The organism is Mesorhizobium sp. B2-8-1 (assembly GCF_006440955.1).
Taxonomy (GTDB): Bacteria; Pseudomonadota; Alphaproteobacteria; order Rhizobiales; family Rhizobiaceae; genus Mesorhizobium.
In genome coordinates, this window is the sequence record NZ_VFTX01000007.1 from 253,782 (window position 1) to 272,203 (window position 18,422).

18 protein-coding genes are annotated in these 18,422 nt (G+C 62.6%); 11 read left to right on the forward strand and 7 right to left on the reverse strand.

Going from position 1 to position 18,422, the window contains the following annotated elements:
- The first annotated feature begins 66 nt into the window (after positions 1–66).
- The 5 genes from FJ428_RS19840 (at position 67) to FJ428_RS19860 (ending at position 4,417) form a co-directional block, all read left to right on the forward strand.
- Positions 67–942, forward strand: coding sequence for a branched-chain amino acid ABC transporter permease (locus FJ428_RS19840; RefSeq protein ID WP_140513455.1), 876 nt, complete (start codon positions 67–69; stop codon positions 940–942).
- An 11-nt stretch (positions 943–953) separates the two neighbouring features.
- The gene (locus FJ428_RS19845) at positions 954–2,789 is read left to right on the forward strand and encodes a branched-chain amino acid ABC transporter ATP-binding protein/permease (protein WP_140513457.1); all 1,836 of its coding nucleotides are present in this window, start codon (positions 954–956) and stop codon (positions 2,787–2,789) included.
- The gene (locus FJ428_RS19850) at positions 2,786–3,484 is read left to right on the forward strand and encodes an ABC transporter ATP-binding protein (RefSeq protein WP_140561318.1); all 699 of its coding nucleotides are present in this window, start codon (positions 2,786–2,788) and stop codon (positions 3,482–3,484) included. The genes FJ428_RS19845 and FJ428_RS19850 overlap by 4 nt, the downstream gene beginning before the upstream one ends.
- Before the next feature lie 83 nt (positions 3,485–3,567).
- A complete protein-coding gene (locus FJ428_RS19855) occupies positions 3,568–3,846 on the forward strand; it encodes a hypothetical protein (RefSeq protein ID WP_140625458.1) in 279 nt (92 codons plus the stop codon).
- A 64-nt stretch (positions 3,847–3,910) separates the two neighbouring features.
- The gene (locus FJ428_RS19860; RefSeq protein WP_140879990.1) at positions 3,911–4,417 is read left to right on the forward strand and encodes a VOC family protein; all 507 of its coding nucleotides are present in this window, start codon (positions 3,911–3,913) and stop codon (positions 4,415–4,417) included.
- Positions 4,418–4,563: 146 nt separating this feature from the next.
- Here the strand turns inward: FJ428_RS19860 and FJ428_RS19865 are convergent, their stop codons facing one another.
- Positions 4,564–5,805, reverse strand: a complete 1,242-nt coding sequence (locus tag FJ428_RS19865; RefSeq protein WP_181167348.1) for an ROK family transcriptional regulator — start codon at positions 5,803–5,805, stop codon at positions 4,564–4,566.
- Between the two features lie 111 nt (positions 5,806–5,916).
- On the opposite strand from FJ428_RS19865, the gene FJ428_RS19870 reads away from it, so the two are divergent.
- From FJ428_RS19870 to FJ428_RS19890, 5 genes are all read left to right on the forward strand, one after another.
- The gene (locus FJ428_RS19870) at positions 5,917–6,969 is read left to right on the forward strand and encodes an N-acetylglucosamine-6-phosphate deacetylase (RefSeq protein ID WP_140513463.1); all 1,053 of its coding nucleotides are present in this window, start codon (positions 5,917–5,919) and stop codon (positions 6,967–6,969) included.
- Positions 6,966–8,159: an extracellular solute-binding protein gene (locus tag FJ428_RS19875; RefSeq protein WP_140513465.1), complete on the forward strand. Its 1,194-nt coding sequence runs from the start codon at positions 6,966–6,968 to the stop codon at positions 8,157–8,159. The genes FJ428_RS19870 and FJ428_RS19875 overlap by 4 nt, the downstream gene beginning before the upstream one ends.
- A 224-nt stretch (positions 8,160–8,383) precedes the next feature.
- Entirely contained in the window at positions 8,384–9,568 is a 1,185-nt protein-coding gene (locus FJ428_RS19880; protein ID WP_140879992.1) for an extracellular solute-binding protein, read from the forward strand.
- 7 nt (positions 9,569–9,575) lie between these two features.
- Positions 9,576–10,598, forward strand: a complete 1,023-nt coding sequence (locus FJ428_RS19885) for a Gfo/Idh/MocA family oxidoreductase (RefSeq protein ID WP_140879993.1) — start codon at positions 9,576–9,578, stop codon at positions 10,596–10,598.
- Positions 10,595–11,611, forward strand: coding sequence for a Gfo/Idh/MocA family oxidoreductase (locus FJ428_RS19890; protein WP_140558025.1), 1,017 nt, complete (start codon positions 10,595–10,597; stop codon positions 11,609–11,611). Before FJ428_RS19885 ends, FJ428_RS19890 begins: the two co-directional genes overlap by 4 nt.
- Positions 11,612–11,696: 85 nt before the next feature.
- On the opposite strand, the gene FJ428_RS19895 is transcribed toward FJ428_RS19890, so the two are convergent.
- The 6 genes from FJ428_RS19895 to uxaC all read right to left on the reverse strand — a co-directional run bounded on the left by FJ428_RS19895 (position 11,697) and on the right by uxaC (position 17,504).
- A complete protein-coding gene (locus FJ428_RS19895; protein ID WP_140513473.1) occupies positions 11,697–12,542 on the reverse strand; it encodes an ABC transporter permease subunit in 846 nt (281 codons plus the stop codon).
- A gap of 1 nt (position 12,543) precedes the next feature.
- Complete coding sequence (locus FJ428_RS19900; protein WP_140525304.1) at positions 12,544–13,440, reverse strand: sugar ABC transporter permease; 897 nt, start codon at positions 13,438–13,440, stop codon at positions 12,544–12,546.
- Positions 13,441–13,448: 8 nt separating this feature from the next.
- The gene (locus FJ428_RS19905; RefSeq protein WP_140879994.1) at positions 13,449–14,516 is read right to left on the reverse strand and encodes an ABC transporter ATP-binding protein; all 1,068 of its coding nucleotides are present in this window, start codon (positions 14,514–14,516) and stop codon (positions 13,449–13,451) included.
- 77 nt (positions 14,517–14,593) lie between these two features.
- Positions 14,594–15,769, reverse strand: a complete 1,176-nt coding sequence (locus FJ428_RS19910; protein WP_140525327.1) for an extracellular solute-binding protein — start codon at positions 15,767–15,769, stop codon at positions 14,594–14,596.
- 158 nt (positions 15,770–15,927) lie between these two features.
- Positions 15,928–16,101: a hypothetical protein gene (locus FJ428_RS30330; RefSeq protein ID WP_181167349.1), complete on the reverse strand. Its 174-nt coding sequence runs from the start codon at positions 16,099–16,101 to the stop codon at positions 15,928–15,930.
- A gap of 2 nt (positions 16,102–16,103) precedes the next feature.
- On the reverse strand, positions 16,104–17,504 hold the full coding sequence (gene uxaC, locus FJ428_RS19915) for a glucuronate isomerase (RefSeq protein ID WP_140525306.1): 1,401 nt from the start codon (positions 17,502–17,504) through the stop codon (positions 16,104–16,106).
- 228 nt (positions 17,505–17,732) lie between these two features.
- Between uxaC and FJ428_RS19920 the strand changes: the two genes are divergently transcribed.
- On the forward strand, positions 17,733–18,407 hold the full coding sequence (locus tag FJ428_RS19920; RefSeq protein WP_140525328.1) for a GntR family transcriptional regulator: 675 nt from the start codon (positions 17,733–17,735) through the stop codon (positions 18,405–18,407).
- Positions 18,408–18,422 lie beyond the last annotated feature (15 nt).

An 18,422-nucleotide genomic window follows, 5' to 3' on the forward strand; every position in this document is an offset into this window, starting at 1 on the left:
ACTTGTCTGCCAAACCTTGCTGGCGCGAGGGCAGGGCATATTTTTCATGATTAAGGTGGGCGCAGAGTGATCAACTGGGCAAATTTCATCTCGCAGTGCTTCAATGGGCTCGTGCTCGGCGCGCTTCTGGCGCTGATCTCCTCCGGGCTGACCATCATCTACGGGACGCTCGGCGTCCTGAACCTTGCCCACGGCGCGATGTTCATGCTCGGAGGCTATGCCGGCTGGCTCGCCTATACCTACACAGGTTCATTCCTCGCCGCGGTCGCGGCCGGATCGCTGTTCGTGATGATCGTCGGGGTGTTGATCGAGCGGCTGATCATTCGCCATTTTTACGCGCGGCCGCTCGAGGACCAGCTTCTCGTCACGTTCGGGCTCGGCATCGTCTTCGTCGAGACGGTCCGCTTCTTCTTCGGCAGCCTCTCGCGCACGGTGCCGCCGCCCACCTCGCTGGTCGGCATCACCCATCTGGGCTTCATGGTCTATCCCACCTACCGATTGGCGCTGCTCGGCATCGTCGCCCTGGCGCTGCTGATGCTCTATGTCGTGCTCTATCGCACCCGCATCGGGATGATCGTGCGAGCAGGCATCGAGGATTCGGTGATGGTCGATTCGCTTGGAATCGACGTCTACAAGATCTTCATGCTCGTCTTCGGCATCGGAGCCATGGCGGCCGGCTTCGCCGGCATTGTCAACGCACCCGTGGTGTCGATCGCGCCCGATGTCGGGGAAGCCATACTGGTCCAGACCTTCGTGGTCGTGGTGATCGGCGGCGTCGGTTCCTTTCCGGGCGCGATCCTCGGCGGCCTCATCGCCGGCGAAATCATCAGCATCACCTCGATGTTCAATCCCGGTTATTCCTATGTCATGCTGTTCGTGGCGATGACTCTGGTGCTGGTGCTTCGCCCGCACGGGCTGCTCGGCACGGCAGGGCGCGAGTAGACGCGGTCGCCATGAACATCAAACATCCCTTCCTTGTCGAGCTTCTGACGGCGCTGGCGCTCGTCCTGGCGCCGTTCGTGCTGCCCCATCTCGGCTTTTCGCCCAGCACGATCAATCGTATCCTTATATGGGGCCTGTTCGGGATCGGCTTCGACATCCTGTTCGGCTACACGGGATTGCTGTCGTTCGGCCAGTCGGCCTTCTACGGTACTGGCGGGATGTTCGCCGCCTATCTCCTGACTGAAACCGGCTTCTCCTATGTCATGGCTGCCATCGTCATGGGCGCCGTCGTGTCGGGTGTCGTCGGCTATGTGATCGGCCTGATCGCCCTGAGACGCACCGGCATCTATTTCGCCATGATCACGGTGGCCATCGCCGAAGTCTTCTTCTTTGTCGAGTTCAATCCGCTCTCGGCATTCACAGGCGGCGAGAACGGCTTGCCTGGCGTGCCAACCCCGGTCGTCAACCTCGGCTTCACGGTGCTCGAATTCAACACCGACTGGACGATGTATACCTTCCTGGCGTTCTGGTATTTCGTCGGCATTGTCGTCGCACTTCGCATCGTACGCTCGCCCGTTGGCGCGATCCTTTCGGCGATCCGCGACAATCCCCTCCGCGCCGCGGCGCTCGGCCACGACATACACGGCTACAAGCTCACGGCCTTCGTGGTTGCGGCGATCTATGCCGGCTTTGCCGGCGGCCTGTTGGGCGTCATGCAGGGCTTCATGCCGCCGGACGCTTTCATGTTCGACACGTCCGGCCAGGTCGTGATGCAGACGGCGATCGGCGGTGCCGGCACACTGTTCGGGCCGCTGGTGGGCGCGACGGTGTGGCTGTATCTGAGCGACTTTTTCCAGAACACATTGCATCTCGGCGCCACATGGAAGTTGGTGCTCGGCATCGTTTTCGTGCTGCTGGTCTGTTTCCTGCGGCGCGGCATCGTCGGTGCGATCGTCGATCTCTATGGGTTGACCGGCGGCCGCAAGCGCATCGAACGGGCCAATACCGCGGTCGAGAGTGCGCCGCACGTCGTGACGGTCGTCGAACCGATGCCGGCGCGCCGGCATGGCACTGCGCCAGCATCCGGACCGATCCTGCAGGTGCAGGGCCTAACCAAACGCTATGGCGGCATCACAGCCAACAGCAACATCGACTTCAGTGTCGATCATGGGGAGATACGGGGCATCATTGGACCCAACGGCGCGGGCAAGACCACGTTCTTCAAGATGCTCACCTGCGAGATCGCGCCGACCTCCGGCCGCATCATGCTGGCCGGCCGCGACATTACGGGCATGGGCGTGTCCGAGGTGTGCCAGCTCGGGCTCACCAAGAGCTACCAGATCAACCAGCTGTTCGACCGCCTGACGGTGCGGCGGAACCTGATGATTGCCGCGCTGGGCGAGGCGCGTGGAAAGTTCCGGCTTGACCTGTTCAAGAGTATCCACAGCGTTCCCGGTCTCAATGAGCAGGTCGAGCGAACGGCGGCGCTGGTGAACCTTACGGCGCGGCTCGATCGGCCCGTTTCGGAACTGGCCTATGGCGAGAAGCGGCGGCTGGAAATCGGCCTTGCGCTGGCGACGTCGCCGAGCCTGCTCCTGCTTGACGAGCCGCTTGCCGGCATGAGCCCGCGCGAGCGCGTCGAGACCGTGGCGCTGCTCAAGTCAATCGCGCGTGGACGCACGATGATCATCATCGACCACGACATGGATTCGCTCTTCGAGCTGGTCGAGAAAGTGACCGTCCTGCAGGAGGGCAGGGTACTGGTCGAAGGCATGCCCGCTGAGATCAAGACCAACGCAAAGGTGCAGGAAGCCTACCTCGGCGGGGTACATGGAGAGGTGGCATGAGCCTGCTCGAAGTCAGGGCGTTGAACAGCTATTATGGCGACAGTCACATTCTGTTCGACGTCTCATTGAGGGTCGAGAAAAACGAGGTCGTGGCGCTGCTCGGGCGCAACGGCGCGGGCAAGTCGACGACGCTGAAGAGCCTGATGGGCGTGGTGACGCCACGAGCCGGCTCGGTTGAGCTCGACGGGGTTGAGCTGGTTGGCAGGAAGGCGCACAGCATCGCTCGGGAAGGCATGCAGCTCGTGCACGAAAATCGGCGCATCTTCGGCAGCCTGAGCGTCGAGGAAAACATCATTCTGGCCGGATTGACCGCCGACGGCCGCTGGCCGCTGGAACGCATCTACACGATGTTCCCACGGCTGAAGGAACGGCGCACCAGCCGTGGCACGGATCTCTCGGGTGGCGAACAGCAGATGCTGGCCATAGCCCGTGCATTGGTGCGCAACCCGAAGATCCTTCTGCTTGATGAGCCCTTCGAAGGACTTGCTCCAGTCATTGTGCACGATCTGGTGCGCGCCTGCCGCGAACTGGCCCAGGCAGGGCAGACAATCGTGCTGGTGGAACAGAACATCGCCGCGACGCTGGCGCTCGCGAGCCGCGTTTATATCATCAATAACGGCCATATCGCCCACGAGGGCCCGGCCGCCGAGCTCAAGACACAGCCGGGGCTGCTGCAGCATCATCTCGGCGTCTAGGGGCGAGCAGCCGCGGACGGCGTTCGACTTCCGACCGCCTTCGGCCATCCGTGCTTCATGCCGGCGACTATCCAGGCCATCGCTTGCAGGACCGTATCGCCTTCTGGCGCCAGCCGCTGATCGCCGGAAATATCAGGACAGTCTCCAGGTTGGAGTCGGCCTGGATTTTTGCCGACCTGCCGTGTTGGAAAAGAGAGGCACCGTTCGATTTTCGAGGAATTTCAAGTCGAGCCGGCGCCGGCTTCGGCGGCAATCGAGCAGATGATCGCGTGGAACCCGGAACGGATCGTGTCGACGCACGGTTGATGGTCTCCGGCGGTGCGGTGGGCGACCTGAGGCGAGCCTTCCGCCGGGTCTTGTAAAGAGTGTTTCGCCGGCTTGTGCACCGCAAACGAGCGCTCTGATATTTGGCGCGAGGACACCGAGATGACTGAACGACCGGAGAGATATCGAAATGCGATTGTCCCTCATATCTACGTCGACGGGGCGTCGGATGGGATCGCGTTCTACGAGCGGGCATTCGGAGCGATGGAATTGTTCCGAATTGCCCACCCAGGCGGCAAAATCATGCACGCCGAGATTTTGATCTGCGGAGCCGTGATCATGATCGGGGATCCGGACGAGAGACTATACGGCGAGCCGCAGACACTTGGTCGCTGCACAGCTGGCCTTCACATCTTCACTGATGATAACGCGACCTTGCTGCGGCGCGCGGTCAAGGCTGGCGCGGAAGAGATTCAGCCACCCACGAATATGTTCTATGGCGCCAGTTCCGCCACCGTGCGCGATCCCTTCGGCCACGTCTGGGTGCTCCTGTCGTGGAGGGAGGACCTCGATCCGGCAGAGATGGAACGGCGCGGAATGCGCTCCTGGCCTAAAGAAGAAAACGCTGGCGACATGCTAAATGCGGCTGTTCGCTGTGCGGCTCGCTAGTGAGAACCGGCTCGAAAACCTCCGCGAGGCAGTGAGCTTCGCCCGAGCGGCGTCGCAGCATTCTCCACAGGACGTGAGAGGTGTGGGGCATCGAGATTGCTCCCGGATCTCTGAACCCGCAGCGTGAATCATTCAGATGCTTCGTGTCAGGGCATCGGCCTTTGCCGCTTTCCATTCCGCCGGGTCCGCCCTGCGCCATTCGGTTTCCCCTGCGGTGTGCCGAGCAGCACGCGAACGGCGATTTCATGAAGCGGTTGCGCGGCGCCTTGGACGACGTAGTCCAGGCTGGAGCGATCGGAGATCAGGGTCGGCAGGCGCAAGGTGCCGATCAATCCTTCCGCCTCGAAGCGGGAGCGTAGAAGTTCGTAGAGTCCGGCATTGCAGGTAAACGGGCCGGTGATGAACACCTTCTCGGGGAAAAGCAGCCTGCAGGCGTTCCCCAGCGCGCGCGCCATAAGATCGACGGCGACCCGGATTTCGGGAATATCCGTCAGCTCCATCGTCTCGATTTGGCTGGAGAGGAGTTCCTCCTCCCCTGAAGCCCACGGATATATCTCCCGTATGACCGGCAACAGGGCTGACAGCGAAGCTGCTGTTTCGAGACAGCCCCGGTTGCCGCATCCGCAGGGGCGATCCTTGAGCACGTTGAAACGCCAATGGCCGATTTCGCCGAAGGGGCCGCCCTGGCGCATCGGCGCATCGTCGCTGCCGCGATAGGCCAGGCCGATGCCCCAACCCCAATGAAGAATGAAGGCGCCTTCCAGTCGTTCCATGCCCGGCACGGCGTATCGGGCGCTCAATTCGACATCCAGTTGGCGAAACAGGAACACGCGCGGCGTGATGCCATCGAGCGCCTTGCCGACGTCGAAATCGCGAACGTTCGGCCATCGCGAGGTCAATATCCACGTCCGGGTCTTCACGTCCACGATGCCGGAAACGGCAACGGACGTTCCGACATGACGCATGCCAGACGGGCAGCTGCCGAGCAGACCGGCGACAAGGTCACGCATCGTCGCGGTCATGCGGGCCGAATCGGCGTCGGACGGAACATGGGCGGTTTGCCGGGCGAGGACACTTCCGCGGAAATCGACAAGGACGCCAACCAGTTCCTGGCTGGAAACAAGAAGGACGGTCGCGCCCGCGCAACCGGGGTTCAAAACGATTTGCGCCGGTGGGCGGCCACGGCCGCTCACCTGGCCGACGCTTTGCTCGATGATGCCCCTGCCGACGAGGTCGGCGATGGCGCGCGAGATCGCCATCGAGGTCATGTCCAACTCGGCGGCAAGTGCGGCGCGGGATTTGCCGCCGCCTTCGTGCAGGCTGGCGATGACGCGTGCGCAGTCGCGTTGGCGGGCGTCCTCGAAATCCGCGGTGTAGAGCGTCAACATGCCCGGATTCCTTTCCTTTCGCATTTTTGGATAACATTATTCAAAAATGGCTTGCAAGCGGTATCAAGCCGTGTACTCTCCGCGTAAGGAATCTTGGCGATCGGCCGCAACATGATTACTCCCGGTCTGGTCGACATGCAGGTCAATGGCTTCGCCGGCGTCGATTTCAACTCGGGGACCCTGACGGCGGCGGAACTCGACGAAGCGCTGGAGGCCCTCCTGGCGTGCGGCGTGACAGCGTGCCTGCCGACGATCATCACGGCAAGGCCGGACGAATTGTCGGCGCGGTTCAGCGCTCTCGACAAGGCTGTCTCCGAAAGCCGCCTCGGTCCCCTCATGTGCCCCGGCTATCATCTGGAAGGTCCGTTCCTCAATCCCGCCCCGGGTTATTCCGGATGCCATCCCGCCTCGGCGATGACCGCTGCGGATCCTGCGCTCATTGAGCGTCTGCAGTCGCTGCTCAAGCGCCCGATCCTTTTGACGACGCTGGCTCCCGAAGTGGAAGGTGGCATTGCTTTCATACGGGCCATGAACCGGCACAACATTCTTGTTTCGATCGGCCACTCGGCTTGCGGTTTTGAGCTCGTGGCGCAGGCCGCGGCGGCTGGCGCTGTCCTTTCCACCCATCTCGGCAACGGGCTGCCGCAAACCTTGCCGAAACTGGACAATACCCTGTTTGCCCAACTGGCCGAAGACCGTCTCGCCGCGACATTCATCGCCGACGGGATTCACGTTCCGCCAGGCGCGTTGAAATCGCTGGTCCGGGCAAAAGGGCTGGACCGGTCGGTCCTGGTTACCGATGCCGTTTCGGCGGCCGGTGCGCCGCACGGGTCTTACGAATTTGCCGGAATGCGGGTCGAGAGCCGCGCCGATGGCTCGGTCCGCGTTCCTGGCGGCATCGGGCTCGCCGGGTCGGCGCTGCGACTGGACGACGCCGTGCGCAACCTGGTGCGCTGGGGCATCGCCGGTTTCGCACAGGCTGTCGATATGGCCTCGGCAAATGTGATGGCGCTGCTGCAGCCGGTGCTGGACGCGCATGGCCTTCGCGTGCCCGCCAGCGAGATCGAGTGGGCGCCCGACATGACCATCACCCATGCGCGCGTCGGAGAAGAAGAACGCGAATACGACCGGCAAACGACAAAATGGGAAGGAAGACAACCATGACTGCTCGTGAACTCAAGGTGAATCGCCGCACCATCCTTGGCGGCATTGGCGGTACATTCCTCGCCGGCACGACGCGGGCCTGGGCGCAGTCACCCAAATTGCCGGCATCGCCGGTCGTCATTTCGGTGATGGACGTGGGCGGCGCGCTGGCGCTTTCGCAGCCGGCCTTCGAAAACTACGCCAAGAAATATCCCGAGCGCACCGAACGGATCGTCTTCACCAAGGCGCCGGTGACCGAGCTTGCCGGAAAGCTGCGCGCGCAGCAAGAAGCCAACCGCGTCGATATCGACATGGTGCTGACCGGCTCCGACGGTCTGGCGGCAGGCCTAGCCAACGGCACATGGATCAAGATTCTGCCTGATTTCAACGACAAGTTTCCCAAAATCGAGGACAATTACGAACCGGCCGCACTGGCCCTGCACAAGAAGCAGGGCGCGGGATATGGCGTTGTCGTCAACTACTATCCTTCCGGCCCGCTGATCGAATACGCCCCTGAGCGGGTGAAGGAGGTTCCCGGCTCGGTCGAGGAGCTGCTAGCCTGGGCCAAGGCCAATCCGGGCCGCTTCATGTATGCGCGGCCCACCAATTCCGGCCCTGGCCGCACATTCATGATGGGTCTCCCCTACCTGCTCGGCGACAAGGATCCGCAGGATCCCGTCGACGGCTGGGAGAAGACGTGGGGTTATCTGGCAGAGATCGGCCAGTATATCGACTATTATCCCGCGGGCACCGGCGTCACCATGAAGGAATTCGGGGAAGGCAGCCGCGACATCATCATTTCGACCACGGGATGGGATATCAATCCACGTGCCCTCGGCATCGTGCCGGAATCGGCAAGGATCGGCACGCTCAAGGGCTTCCATTGGGTTTCGGACGCCTTTTTCATGTGCGTTCCGAAAGGCATTTCCGACGACAAGCTCGCCGTGGTGCTTGATCTGATGGCATTTTTGCTTACGCCCGAAGCGCAGGCTTATTCCTACGATGAGGGCTATCTCTACCCCGGCCCGGCGGTGAAGAACGTGCCTGTCTCCATGGCGCCGCAGCACAGCCAGGACATCGTCAAACGTTTCGGCAGGGACGAGTATGCCAGCCTCATCGCCGACAACCCGATCGAACTGCCGCTGCCGCCGGAAAAGATGATCGCCGCCTTCCGAAAGTGGGACGAATTGGTCGGCGCAAAGAAATCCTGATGCTTCGCCAAAGGCCGGCCGCGTCGAGGGGCTGGCGCTAGGATAGTGCAGCATGCCAGGCGCGGCCTGACGCGGCCTGTCCGCGACGGGACCTTCAGCGCAGCGGGGCGTCATTTGCGTTGCATTCGATACTAATAGACTAATATATCATTCGTCTGGGAGAGCCGGGATGAAAGTGTGGAGATGCCGCTCTTTCAAGGAGATAAATGAGGAGGACGACGACGATGTTCACGATTTCACGCCGCCAGGCGCTCGGCGCATTGGCGGGGTTTGCAGCGCTGCCCTTTGGCAGGTCATTCGCCGACGAGCTTGCCCTGCCCACTTCGCCGGTGGCGCTCAACATCATTGACGTCGCGGGCAATCTGCAGCTTACCCAGGCGGCAATCGAGAAATTCGGCAAGGAAAATCCGGGGCTCGTCTCCAAGATCACGTTCTCGCGCGCGCCGTCCCCCGAACTGCCGGCCAAGCTCGCCGCGCAGCAGGCGGCCAACCGGGTCGACATCGACCTGGTGCTGACGGGTCCGGGTGCCATGTCGGACGGCATCACCCAGGGCCTGTGGATCGACGTGTGGACGAAATATCCCACTGTGCTGCCCAAGGCTGAGGACGTCTATCTCGACAGCGCCTTGATGATGCAGAAGAACTTCGGCCAGAACGAAGGCGTCGCCGTCGTCTATTCGCCGTCGGGCCCACTCTTCGAATATGCGCCGGACAGGGTCAAGACCATCCCCAGGAACACCGACGAACTGCTGGCGTGGGTGAAGGCCAATCCCGGCAAATTCTGCTATGCGCGGCCGGTCAATTCGGGACCGGGCTGGACCTTCCTGATGGCCATGCCCTACATCCTCGGCGACAAGAATCCTTCCGATCCCATCAATGGCTGGGAGAAGACCTGGGCCTATCTGAAGGCGCTGGATGAAGGCATCGATTACTATCCCTCCGGCACCACGGTGACGATGAAGGAGCTGGCCGAGGGCACCCGCGACATGATCGTTTCCACCTTCGGCTGGGACATCAACCCGCGTGTGTTGGGCATCGTGCCGAAGGAGATCGAGACGTTTGCGCTCGAAGGCACGCATTGGGTGCCCGATACGCAGTCCATGTGCATTCCCAAGGGCGTCGCGGAGGAAAAGGTCGCGGTTCTGGTCAAGCTCATGGCCTTCATGCTCGAACCCGCGCAGCAGGCCTACACCTACGACAAGGGCTATTTCTATCCCGGCCCGGCGGTCAAGGGCGTACCGCTCAGCGCCGCGCCGCAGGAAAGCCAGGACGCCATCGCAGAGTTCGGCCGCCCACAATATGAAGAGCTGATCAGGAAGTTCCCGGTCGAAGCGCCGTTAAAGCCGGAAGCACTGGTCGCCGCCTTCGAGAAATGGGACCGCGAGGTCGGTGCCAACAAGATGAAATAGCGGACCAATGCGATTTGCCGTGATCGGCATCGATCATCGTCACGTCTATGACCTGATCGGTGGGCTTCTGGATGCCGGCGCCGAGTGCGCCGGCTACGATCCCGCGACGACCGATCCCAAGGTTGCCGCCGGCATCGCCGAGCGTTTTCCACGGATCGCGCCGGTCGAACGACGGCGCCTGATCGAGGATCCCGCCATCGACCTCGTCGTTACCGCGGCTGTCCCCTCCGACCGGGCCGCCATTGCCGTCGAGGCCATGCGGCATGGCAAGGACGTGCTTGCGGACAAGCCCGGCCTGACCACGTTCGAGCAGCTTGCCGCCGTGCGGCAGACCGTGCGTGAGACGGGACGCATCTTTTCGATCTGCTTTTCGGAGCGCCTCCTGACCCGAGCCTCGACGCTGGCGACGCAGCTGGCGATGGAGGGCGCCATCGGCGAAGTCATCCATGTGACGGGCCTGGGGCCGCACCGGCTCAACCGTGCGCTACGCCCGGCGTGGTTTTTCGATCCCGTGAATTACGGCGGCATCCTGGTCGATATCGCCTCGCACCAAATTGATCAGTTCCTGTTCTATACTGGCTGCGCCGACGCGAATGTCGTTTCAAGTGCGGTCGGCCATTTTGGCGCTTCTGACATTCCGGCATTCCAGGATTTCGGCGACATCCTCCTGCGGGGAGACAAAGCGAGCGGCTATATCCGCGTCGACTGGTTCACCGCCGACGGGCTGCCGACCTGGGGGGATGGACGGCTCATCCTGCTCGGCACCAAGGGCACGATCGAACTTAGGAAATATGTCGACATAGCCGGCAAACCTGGCACGGACCACGTATTCCTCGTCGATGGCCAGGGCACGCGCCATTTCGATGCGTCGGGCGAAAAGATATCCTATTTCGAGCGCCTGCTTGCCGACATGTGCGAGCGTACCGAAACGGCGATGACGCAGGAGCATGTCTTCACGGTCTGCCGGCTGGCGCTCGAGGCGCAGGCGGCGGCGGTCGTCGTGACGGGGCAGGAAAGGAACGCGCGATGAGCAGGCTACGCGTCGCCATGATCGGCTTGGGTCCGGCGGCGTTGCCGCATGCGAAGAGCCTCGTCGATCTTGCTGGCAGGATCGAGGTGAAATGGGCGGCCAGCCGCAGCCAGGCGACGGCAGAAGCCTTTGCCGACCAGTTTTCCTTTCCCGTGACGACCGATATTGCGGCCGCGATTGCCGATCCCGAGGTTCAGGCGGTAATGGTGCTGACGCCGGCCAACGCGCATCTGGCGGTGGCCGAGCTGGCCCTTGCCGCCGGCAAGCACGTGCTCGTCGAAAAGCCACTCGAAACGACGCTGGCCCGCGCCGAGAAGCTGGTCACGCTGGCCCGCGGGGCCGGCCTGCGCCTCGGCGTCGTCCTGCAGCACCGTTTCCGGCCGGCCAGCCTGCGGCTGCGCCAGGTGCTGGCTTCCGGCGCCATCGGCACCGTCGAGGCGGCCAGCCTTCGGGTTCCGTGGTGGCGTCCGCAGGCCTACTACGACACCGGCGGCCGCGGCAGCTTCGCGCGGGACGGGGGCGGCGTGCTGTTGTCGCAGGCCATCCACGCCATCGACCTTTTCCGCTCTCTGCTGGGAGAGATCGAGGTGGTGGCTTCGCAGGTGCGGACGACCGGTCTGCACCGGATGGAGGCTGAGGATTACGTCACCGCCTTGATGCGGCTCGGCAACGGCTCGCCGGCCTCGCTGCTCGCCACTACGGCGGCCTATCCGGGCTCGCCTGAAACCATGGAGCTTGTCGGCTCGCTCGGCACGGCCACGCTGACCGGCGGGGCGCTGAGCGTCGACTGGCTCGACGGGCGCGAAGAGCGCGTCGAGGCGGAGGGGAAGACAGGCAGCGGCGCAGCCATCATGGACTTCCCCCATGACGCGCACCGTGCGCTGATTGACGATTTCGCCGATGCGATTTCGCAAGACCGCGATCCAGTCGTGACGGGTGAGGAGGCGCTCCAGACACAGCGCCTGATCGCAGCCCTCATCCGTGCGGATCCGGCCAGCAACCAACCCGTATAAGAGCGCTTCCTTCGAACCTCGAACGCTCCAGGATTCCTGGAGAGTGGCTTTCCGCCGCCATCATGCGGCGGAAAGAAAGCCTGTTTCAGGCGGAGGCGGGCTGCTGCTTTGCCCGCGCTACAATCTGCGTCGGATTGACGAAGCGCAGTGCGATCAGCAGCCAGACCAGCGTCGTTATCATATACACCACGGCCATCGCGTCGATCGACTGCACCGCGCGCACGCCCGAGGCGAAGACAGAATAGTACAGCGCCACGACGAGCGTCTGGCTGGTCGGCCCGGCCGTCAGGAAGGTCAGTTCGAACATGCCGATGGTACGCACCAGCACCAGCAGCAGAGCCGCCAAGATGCCCGGCATCAGCATCGGCAGCAGAACATGGAGAAAGAGCTGGAACGTGTTGGCGCCGAAGACGCGCGCGGCCGCCTCGATCTTGGGATCGATCTGCTCGATGAAGGGGATCATCACCAGGATGACGAAAGGAACCGTCGGCACGAGATTGGCCAGCACCACGCCCCAGAATGTGCCGCCGACCCCCGACTGATAGAGCACGGTGGCCAGCGGGATGCCGAAGGTGATCGGCGGCACCAGAAGCGGCAGCAGGAACAGAAGCATGATCAGCTTCTTGCCGGGAAAATCGCGCCGCGCCAGCGCATAGGCCGCCGTCACGCCGAGCAGGCCTGAAAGCGCGACCACGGTGAAGGCGATCTGGAAGGTTACGATCAGGATATCGTGCAGCTGGAATTCCGCCCAGGCGGCGAAATACCAGCGGGTGGTGAAGCCGGCAGGAATCCATGTGCCCAGCCAGCGCGTGCCGAAGGACGACAGGATGACCGTGGCAATCATCGCCGCGAGGTTGAGTACGAAGAAACCCACCACCACCCAGATGGCGGTGATCCAGAGCTTGGCAGCGATGGTTGTGTCGCGGATCATGTCAGCCCTTTCCGCCTGCGGTGCTGCCACGATAGAACAGGTTGCGCAGCATCAGGATGGCGACGACGATGACCAACTGCACACCGGCCATGATCATCGCGATTGCCGAGGCCATCGAGTAGTCATATTGCTCGAAGGCGGCCTGGTAGGCTGCAATCGAGATGACCCGGGTCGGCCCGGCCGGCGCACCGAGCAGAACCGCCGACGGAAAGACGGCGAAGGCCTGTACGAATGAAAGCAGGAAGGCGATGGCCAGGCCGGGGATCAGCAGCGGCAGGAACACATAGCGGAACCGCTGCCAGGAGCGCGCGCCGTGGGTCGCCGCTGCCTGTTCCAGTGCCGGATCGATGCCTGTCACATAGGAAAGCGTCAAAAGGAACGTGAACGGGAAACCGGTGATGATCAGCGACGCGAAAACACCCCAGTAATTGTTGGTGAGTTTCACGGGACTGCTGATGACGCCGAACAACATCAGCGTGCGGCTGAACCAACCCTGCGGTCCCAGATAGTTGAGCAGGCCTTCCGCCACCAGCACCGTGCCGAGCGTTACCGGCAGCACGAGGATGGTGGTCAGCATACGCTGGTGCGTCATCAGGCGAACGCGAAAGGCGATGGGCAGCGCCAGCGCCAGGCTGATAACGGTGACCGGCACCGCCAGCCACAGCGTTGTGGCAATGGTGTTGTAAAGGAACGGGTCGGAGAAGAAACGCTGGTAGTTGGCGAGGAGCCCCCCTTCCTTCGGCTGGAAGGACAGGAGCAGGCCGTAGACAAAGGGATAGACGAAGATCGCCAGCGTAAACAAGGCGGCCGGAAGCACCAGAAGGGTGACGCCGTCGATCCCGTGCAAGGCCAGCCGCTGGCGCAGGGAAGGAGAGGGCGTATGATCGAGCGTCGACATCGCCGTCCTCAGGCCGCGTAGATCAGGGCGTGGGCAGAATCGATCAAGAGCGAAACCGTGTTCCCGACCGACGCGGCCTGGCTGGCATGGAAGATCAGCTCGAGGCCGCCCTCGGTGCGTGCCGTGCCGACGAATTCCCGGCCGCGATACTCGATGGTTTCGACCTTCGCATCAAGCGTCCCGATGCCCTTGTCGCTCACGGTGACATCGTCCGGCCTGGCGGCGATCACGGCTTGCGCGCCAACCGCGAGATCGTCGCGCACTCTGCCCGAAAGGCTGACGCCGCCGACCTCGACCGTGGCAATGTCGCCGTCGCGCCGGGTGACCTTGCCGGTTAGCCGGTTGCGGTAGCCCATGAATTCGGCGACGTCGAGATGGTCCGGGCTCTCATAGAGGTCCCGCGGAGCGCCGACCTGCCGGATTCGGCCATCGCGCAGCACGACTATGCGGTCGGCAAGCGACAAGGCCTCATCCTGGTCATGCGTCACATAAAGGGTGGTGGCCCCGAGCTGGTTGTGGATGCGCCGGATTTCCGCACGCATCTCGATGCGCAACTTCGCGTCGAGGTTGGAGAGCGGCTCGTCCATCAGCACCAGCGGCGGCTCGATGACGATGGCGCGGGCGATGGCGACCCGCTGCTGCTGACCGCCTGACAGTTGACCCGGCAGCTTGTGGCCCTGCGTTTCCAGCCGCACCAGCCCCAGCGCCTCGTCGACGCGCTGCGTGATCTCGGCCTTGGGCGTGCCGCGCATTTTCAGGCCGAAGCCGATATTGGCTTTGACGGTCATATGCGGGAACAGCGCATAGTTCTGGAAGACCATGCCGAAGCCGCGGTCTTCCGGCTTAAGCTGGTCGATGCGCTTGTCGTCGAGATAGATGCTGCCGCCCGTGGTGGAAAGCAGTCCGGCGATGCAGTTCAGTGCGGTCGACTTGCCGCAGCCCGAAGGTCCGAGCAGGGCGATGAATTCCCCCTTGCGCACGGTCAGCGAAACGTCACTCAGCGCGCTCATACTGCCGAATTTTCGACTCATATGATCGAGGCGGAGTTCGTCGAATTTCGACGAGGCGAGCAGCATCCGTTCGTAGCCCCATTGTTGTAGGCGAACCGGGCGGCATGCCCGGTTCCTATTATGCGCTGAAACTCAAAAGTTTGTCATTTCGCGGCGGCGGCGACCTGTTCGTCCCAGGTTCGGAATGCCGTTACCATCGAAGCGGGCTCCAGCGGCAGTTCGATCGGGTTGTTGGCGATCAGGTCGGCATATTCGGTGCGGCCGAATTCGGCGATCGCATTCTGGCTTTCCTGCGGCGCCATGTCGAGGGTGACATCCTTGGCCGCCGGGCCCGGATAGAAATAGCCCTCGTCATAGGTATAGGCCTGCTGTTTAGGCGTCAGCAGGAATGCCATCAGATCCTTGAGCACGGCGAGTTTTTCGTCGCTGACCCCTTTCGGCACGCACATGTAATGGGCGTCGGCGACCCAATGGAAGCCTTTCAGCGCCCCAACCTTGGCTTCCTTCGGCACGACGCCGAGAACGCGCGGGTTGATGTCCCAGCCAGTCGTCGACACCGTCATGTCGCGCGTGCCTTCGCCGAGTTCCTTCATCAGCGCACCGGTGCCGGTCGGATAATATTCGATGTATTTGTGCAGTTCCTTAAGATAGGCCCAGGTCTTGTCCCAGCCCTTGACCGGATCCTTCGGATCGCTGTCGCCGAGCAGATAGGGAAGACCCATCAGGAAGGTGCGGCCGGGGCCGGAATTGGCCGGGCGCGCATAGAGGAACCGGTTCGGGTTCTCCTTGGCCCACGCCAGAAGCTCCTCCGCCGTGGTCGGCACCGTCTTGACCTTGTCGGGCATGTATTCGAGCAGCGGCCCGGACGGGTAGTAGGTGACGACGACGCCGTGGTCCTTGGCCAGCGTCTGCATCCGCGCTGCCGGCTCCTGATAGATATCGGCCAGCTTCGGCAAGGCGCCCGAATCGTCAGGAAGCAGCTTGACCCACAGGTCCATCTCGAGGCCTGCCGACAGCGCATCCGTTCCGGTAAGCACGAGGTCGATATCGACGCGGTTCGCCGCCTGCTGCGCCTTGATCTTGCCGGGAAGCTCGGGGGCGGGCGCCTTGGTGAAGACGATGTTCGAGATCAGTTCCGGCTTGGCCGTCTTGTAATTCTCGATCGCCTTCTGGGTTAGCGCCAGATTGCCGGCGACATCGACGATATTGATGGTGACGGGCGCGGTCGGCAGCTTGGCGGTCTGGGCAAACGCGCGCGCAACCGGAAGCGCCGCCATGCCGGCTAATCCGCCGACCGCCTGTCGCCGAGTGATCTTGATCATCTTCATCTCCTCCGCTGGTCCTGTCTTGTCCGGCAGGATTTCAATTTTGATATATTAATCTACCAGTCATCAAAAACAACCGCTTTCTGCTCCGTGCATGAACCGCTGCGCCAATCATGCCACGGTGGCTGCGGCGCCGTCGTTCAAAAGATCGGTCAATACGGTTCCCAGGCTTGCGAAATGGGCTCGGCCGGGAGATCGGTGCCGAGGACCTGCTTCAGCCGCAGGAAGACGGCGGCCAGTTGGGCAGCCAAGCCGATCTTTGCGGTCCGCGCGCCCGATCCCGGCCGGCAGGTCACCCAGGTCCGATTGGAAAGCCGCTGCGCCATGGTCAGAGCCTATAGGCTTTCTTGGCCAGGCGGTAGGCGAGATCGTGCGCCACTTCCTGCGCCTCGTCCTCGTCGAGCCGGTGGTCAGCCACCAATTCCGCGAGAAAATTGCAGTCGACGCGGCGCGCCATGTCGTGCCGCGCGGGGATCGAACAGAAGGCACGGGTGTCGTCGTTGAAGCCCACCGTGTTATAGAAGCCGGCTGTCTCCGTGGTAAGCTTGCGAAACCGGTACATGCCTTCGGGGCTGTCGAAAAACCACCAGGGCGGGCCGAGGCGCAGCGCCGGATAATGCCCGGCAAGCGGCCCAAGCTCGCGCCCATAGGCCGTCTCGTCCAGTGTGAACAGGATCAATGTCAGGCGCGTGTCGTTGCCGAACGCGTCGAGGAGCGGCTTGAGGTCGTGGACATAATCGGTGCCGGTGGGAATGTCTGCGCCCTTGTCGAAGCCGAACTCGGCGAAAATCTGCGGGTTGTGGTTGCGGAAAGAGCCGGGATGGATTTGCATGACCAGGCCGTCCTCGACGCTCATGCGCGCCATTTCGGTCAGCATTTGTGCGCGGAACAGGTCCGCATCCTCGGGCGAGACATCGGCCTTCAACACCCGGTCGAACAGAGCCGTTGCTTCCGCCTTCGACAGGTCGGCGGTGCGGGCATTCGGATGGCCGTGGTCGGTGGACGTCGCGCCGCGCTGCTTGAAATATGCACGGCGGATTCGGTGCGCCTCAAGATAGCCGGGATAGCTGGCCGGCGTTCCGGCCAACGCCAGGAACCGCTCCACCTCGGCATGGAAACCCTTGCGCGAAGGGTCGACGACGGCGTCTGGCCGGTAGGCTGGCACAACCCGGGCGTCCCATCCGGAAGCCTTGATCGCATCATGCGCGGCAAGCGCATCGGTGGCGGCGTCCGTCGTTGAGATGGCTTCGATGTTGAAACGCTTGTAGAGCGCGCGCGGGCGCATCTCCGGCCGCTCGAGCTGTTCGGCGATGCGGTCATAAAGAAGGTCGGCATTCTTCGCGCCGAGCCGCTCTTCGATTCCGAAGACCGTTGCCAGCGAATGCTCGAACCACAGCCGTGTCGGCGTGCCGCGGAAAAGGGCGTAGTTCTCGGCGAAGCGGCGCCAGATCTTGCGGGGATCGGTTTCGATCGGGCCCCCATCCAGTCGTGGGACGCCGAAATCTTCCATGCGCATTCCCTGGGAATAGAACATGCGCAAAATGTAGTGGTCGGGCTTGACGAACAGCGTGGCCGGATCCGGGAATGGCAGGTCATACGCATACCAATCCGGCTCGGTATGGCCATGCGGGGAGATGATCGGCAAGGCACGCACGCCTTCATAGAGGCGCCTGGCGATGGAACGGACGGTAGGGTCAGGCGAAAAAAGCCTGTCGGGATGGAGCGGCATTGCAAAATCCTTGCGGTCGAGCCGCGAAAGCGGCGTTCGGAAGGGAGGGGCGATTGAATGCGCGCGATCATAATTTGGGATGAAGCGGCGTTCCGATATTGGCGAACAGTAAGGAATAATATATTAATATGCAACTGATTGAAGATCGGGGATCGAGAAATGACATCAGCAAAGGCGCATGCGGGCATTGCGGGCTCCGACCGCGACGCCGCCCCCGTTCGAACGAAGATGCGTCGGCCGGGCATCGTGCGTACGACGGCTGCGTCCGCAGTATACCGCGAACTGCACGAGGCGATCGTATCCATGCAGCTTAAGCCCGGCAACGCCTTGAATGAAAAGGTGCTGACCGAGCGTTTCGGTGTCAGCCGCACGCCGGTGCGCGAGGCGTTGATTCGTCTGGTCGAAGACGGGCTGGTCAATATCTATCCTCAGTCGGGAACCTTCGTCGCGCCGATACCGATCTCGCTCATTCCCGAAGCCGTCGTCATCCGTAAGGCGCTGGAAGGCGCCACGGTCGAAAAGGCCGCGCAATGCGCAAACGGCAACGATGTGGGAAAGCTCGACGACATATTGGCGCGGCAGCGGTTCCTTGCCGAACGACAGGACATGAACGGCTTTCACGAGGCCGACGAGGCCTTTCACGAGGCGATTGCCCGAATAGCCAGCTATTCCGGCATCTGGAACTATCTGAAGCCGGTCAAGGTGCAGATCGACCGGGCGCGACGCATGACGCTGCCCGCGCTCGGCCGCATGGACCATGTGATTGGCGAGCATACGGTCATCCGCAACGCTATAGGGGCGCATGACGTGAAGGCTGCCTGCGAGGCCATGCGAATCCACCTGGGCGCTGTCATTCCCGATGTCGAGCAACTGCGCGACGCCTACCCCGACTGGTTTATTTGAGCCGACCAGCCCTGA

What these genes read in the sequence shown, in the direction of transcription:
- FJ428_RS19850 (WP_140561318.1), top strand. Translation starts at nt 2,786, where the DNA reads ATGAGCCTGCTCGAAGTCAGGGCGTTGAACAGCTATTATGGCGACAGT.
- FJ428_RS19905 (WP_140879994.1), bottom strand. Translation starts at nt 14,516, where the DNA reads ATGCTGCTCGCCTCGTCGAAATTCGACGAACTCCGCCTCGATCATATG.
- FJ428_RS19865 (WP_181167348.1), bottom strand. Translation starts at nt 5,805, where the DNA reads ATGTTGACGCTCTACACCGCGGATTTCGAGGACGCCCGCCAACGCGAC.
- FJ428_RS19875 (WP_140513465.1), top strand. Translation starts at nt 6,966, where the DNA reads ATGACTGCTCGTGAACTCAAGGTGAATCGCCGCACCATCCTTGGCGGC.
- FJ428_RS30330 (WP_181167349.1), bottom strand. Translation starts at nt 16,101, where the DNA reads ATGGCGCAGCGGCTTTCCAATCGGACCTGGGTGACCTGCCGGCCGGGA.
- FJ428_RS19900 (WP_140525304.1), bottom strand. Translation starts at nt 13,440, where the DNA reads ATGTCGACGCTCGATCATACGCCCTCTCCTTCCCTGCGCCAGCGGCTG.
- FJ428_RS19890 (WP_140558025.1), top strand. Translation starts at nt 10,595, where the DNA reads ATGAGCAGGCTACGCGTCGCCATGATCGGCTTGGGTCCGGCGGCGTTG.
- FJ428_RS19895 (WP_140513473.1), bottom strand. Translation starts at nt 12,542, where the DNA reads ATGATCCGCGACACAACCATCGCTGCCAAGCTCTGGATCACCGCCATC.
- FJ428_RS19880 (WP_140879992.1), top strand. Translation starts at nt 8,384, where the DNA reads ATGTTCACGATTTCACGCCGCCAGGCGCTCGGCGCATTGGCGGGGTTT.
- FJ428_RS19845 (WP_140513457.1), top strand. Translation starts at nt 954, where the DNA reads ATGAACATCAAACATCCCTTCCTTGTCGAGCTTCTGACGGCGCTGGCG.
- FJ428_RS19920 (WP_140525328.1), top strand. Translation starts at nt 17,733, where the DNA reads ATGCGTCGGCCGGGCATCGTGCGTACGACGGCTGCGTCCGCAGTATAC.
- FJ428_RS19860 (WP_140879990.1), top strand. Translation starts at nt 3,911, where the DNA reads ATGACTGAACGACCGGAGAGATATCGAAATGCGATTGTCCCTCATATC.
- uxaC (WP_140525306.1), bottom strand. Translation starts at nt 17,504, where the DNA reads ATGCCGCTCCATCCCGACAGGCTTTTTTCGCCTGACCCTACCGTCCGT.
- FJ428_RS19885 (WP_140879993.1), top strand. Translation starts at nt 9,576, where the DNA reads ATGCGATTTGCCGTGATCGGCATCGATCATCGTCACGTCTATGACCTG.
- FJ428_RS19870 (WP_140513463.1), top strand. Translation starts at nt 5,917, where the DNA reads ATGATTACTCCCGGTCTGGTCGACATGCAGGTCAATGGCTTCGCCGGC.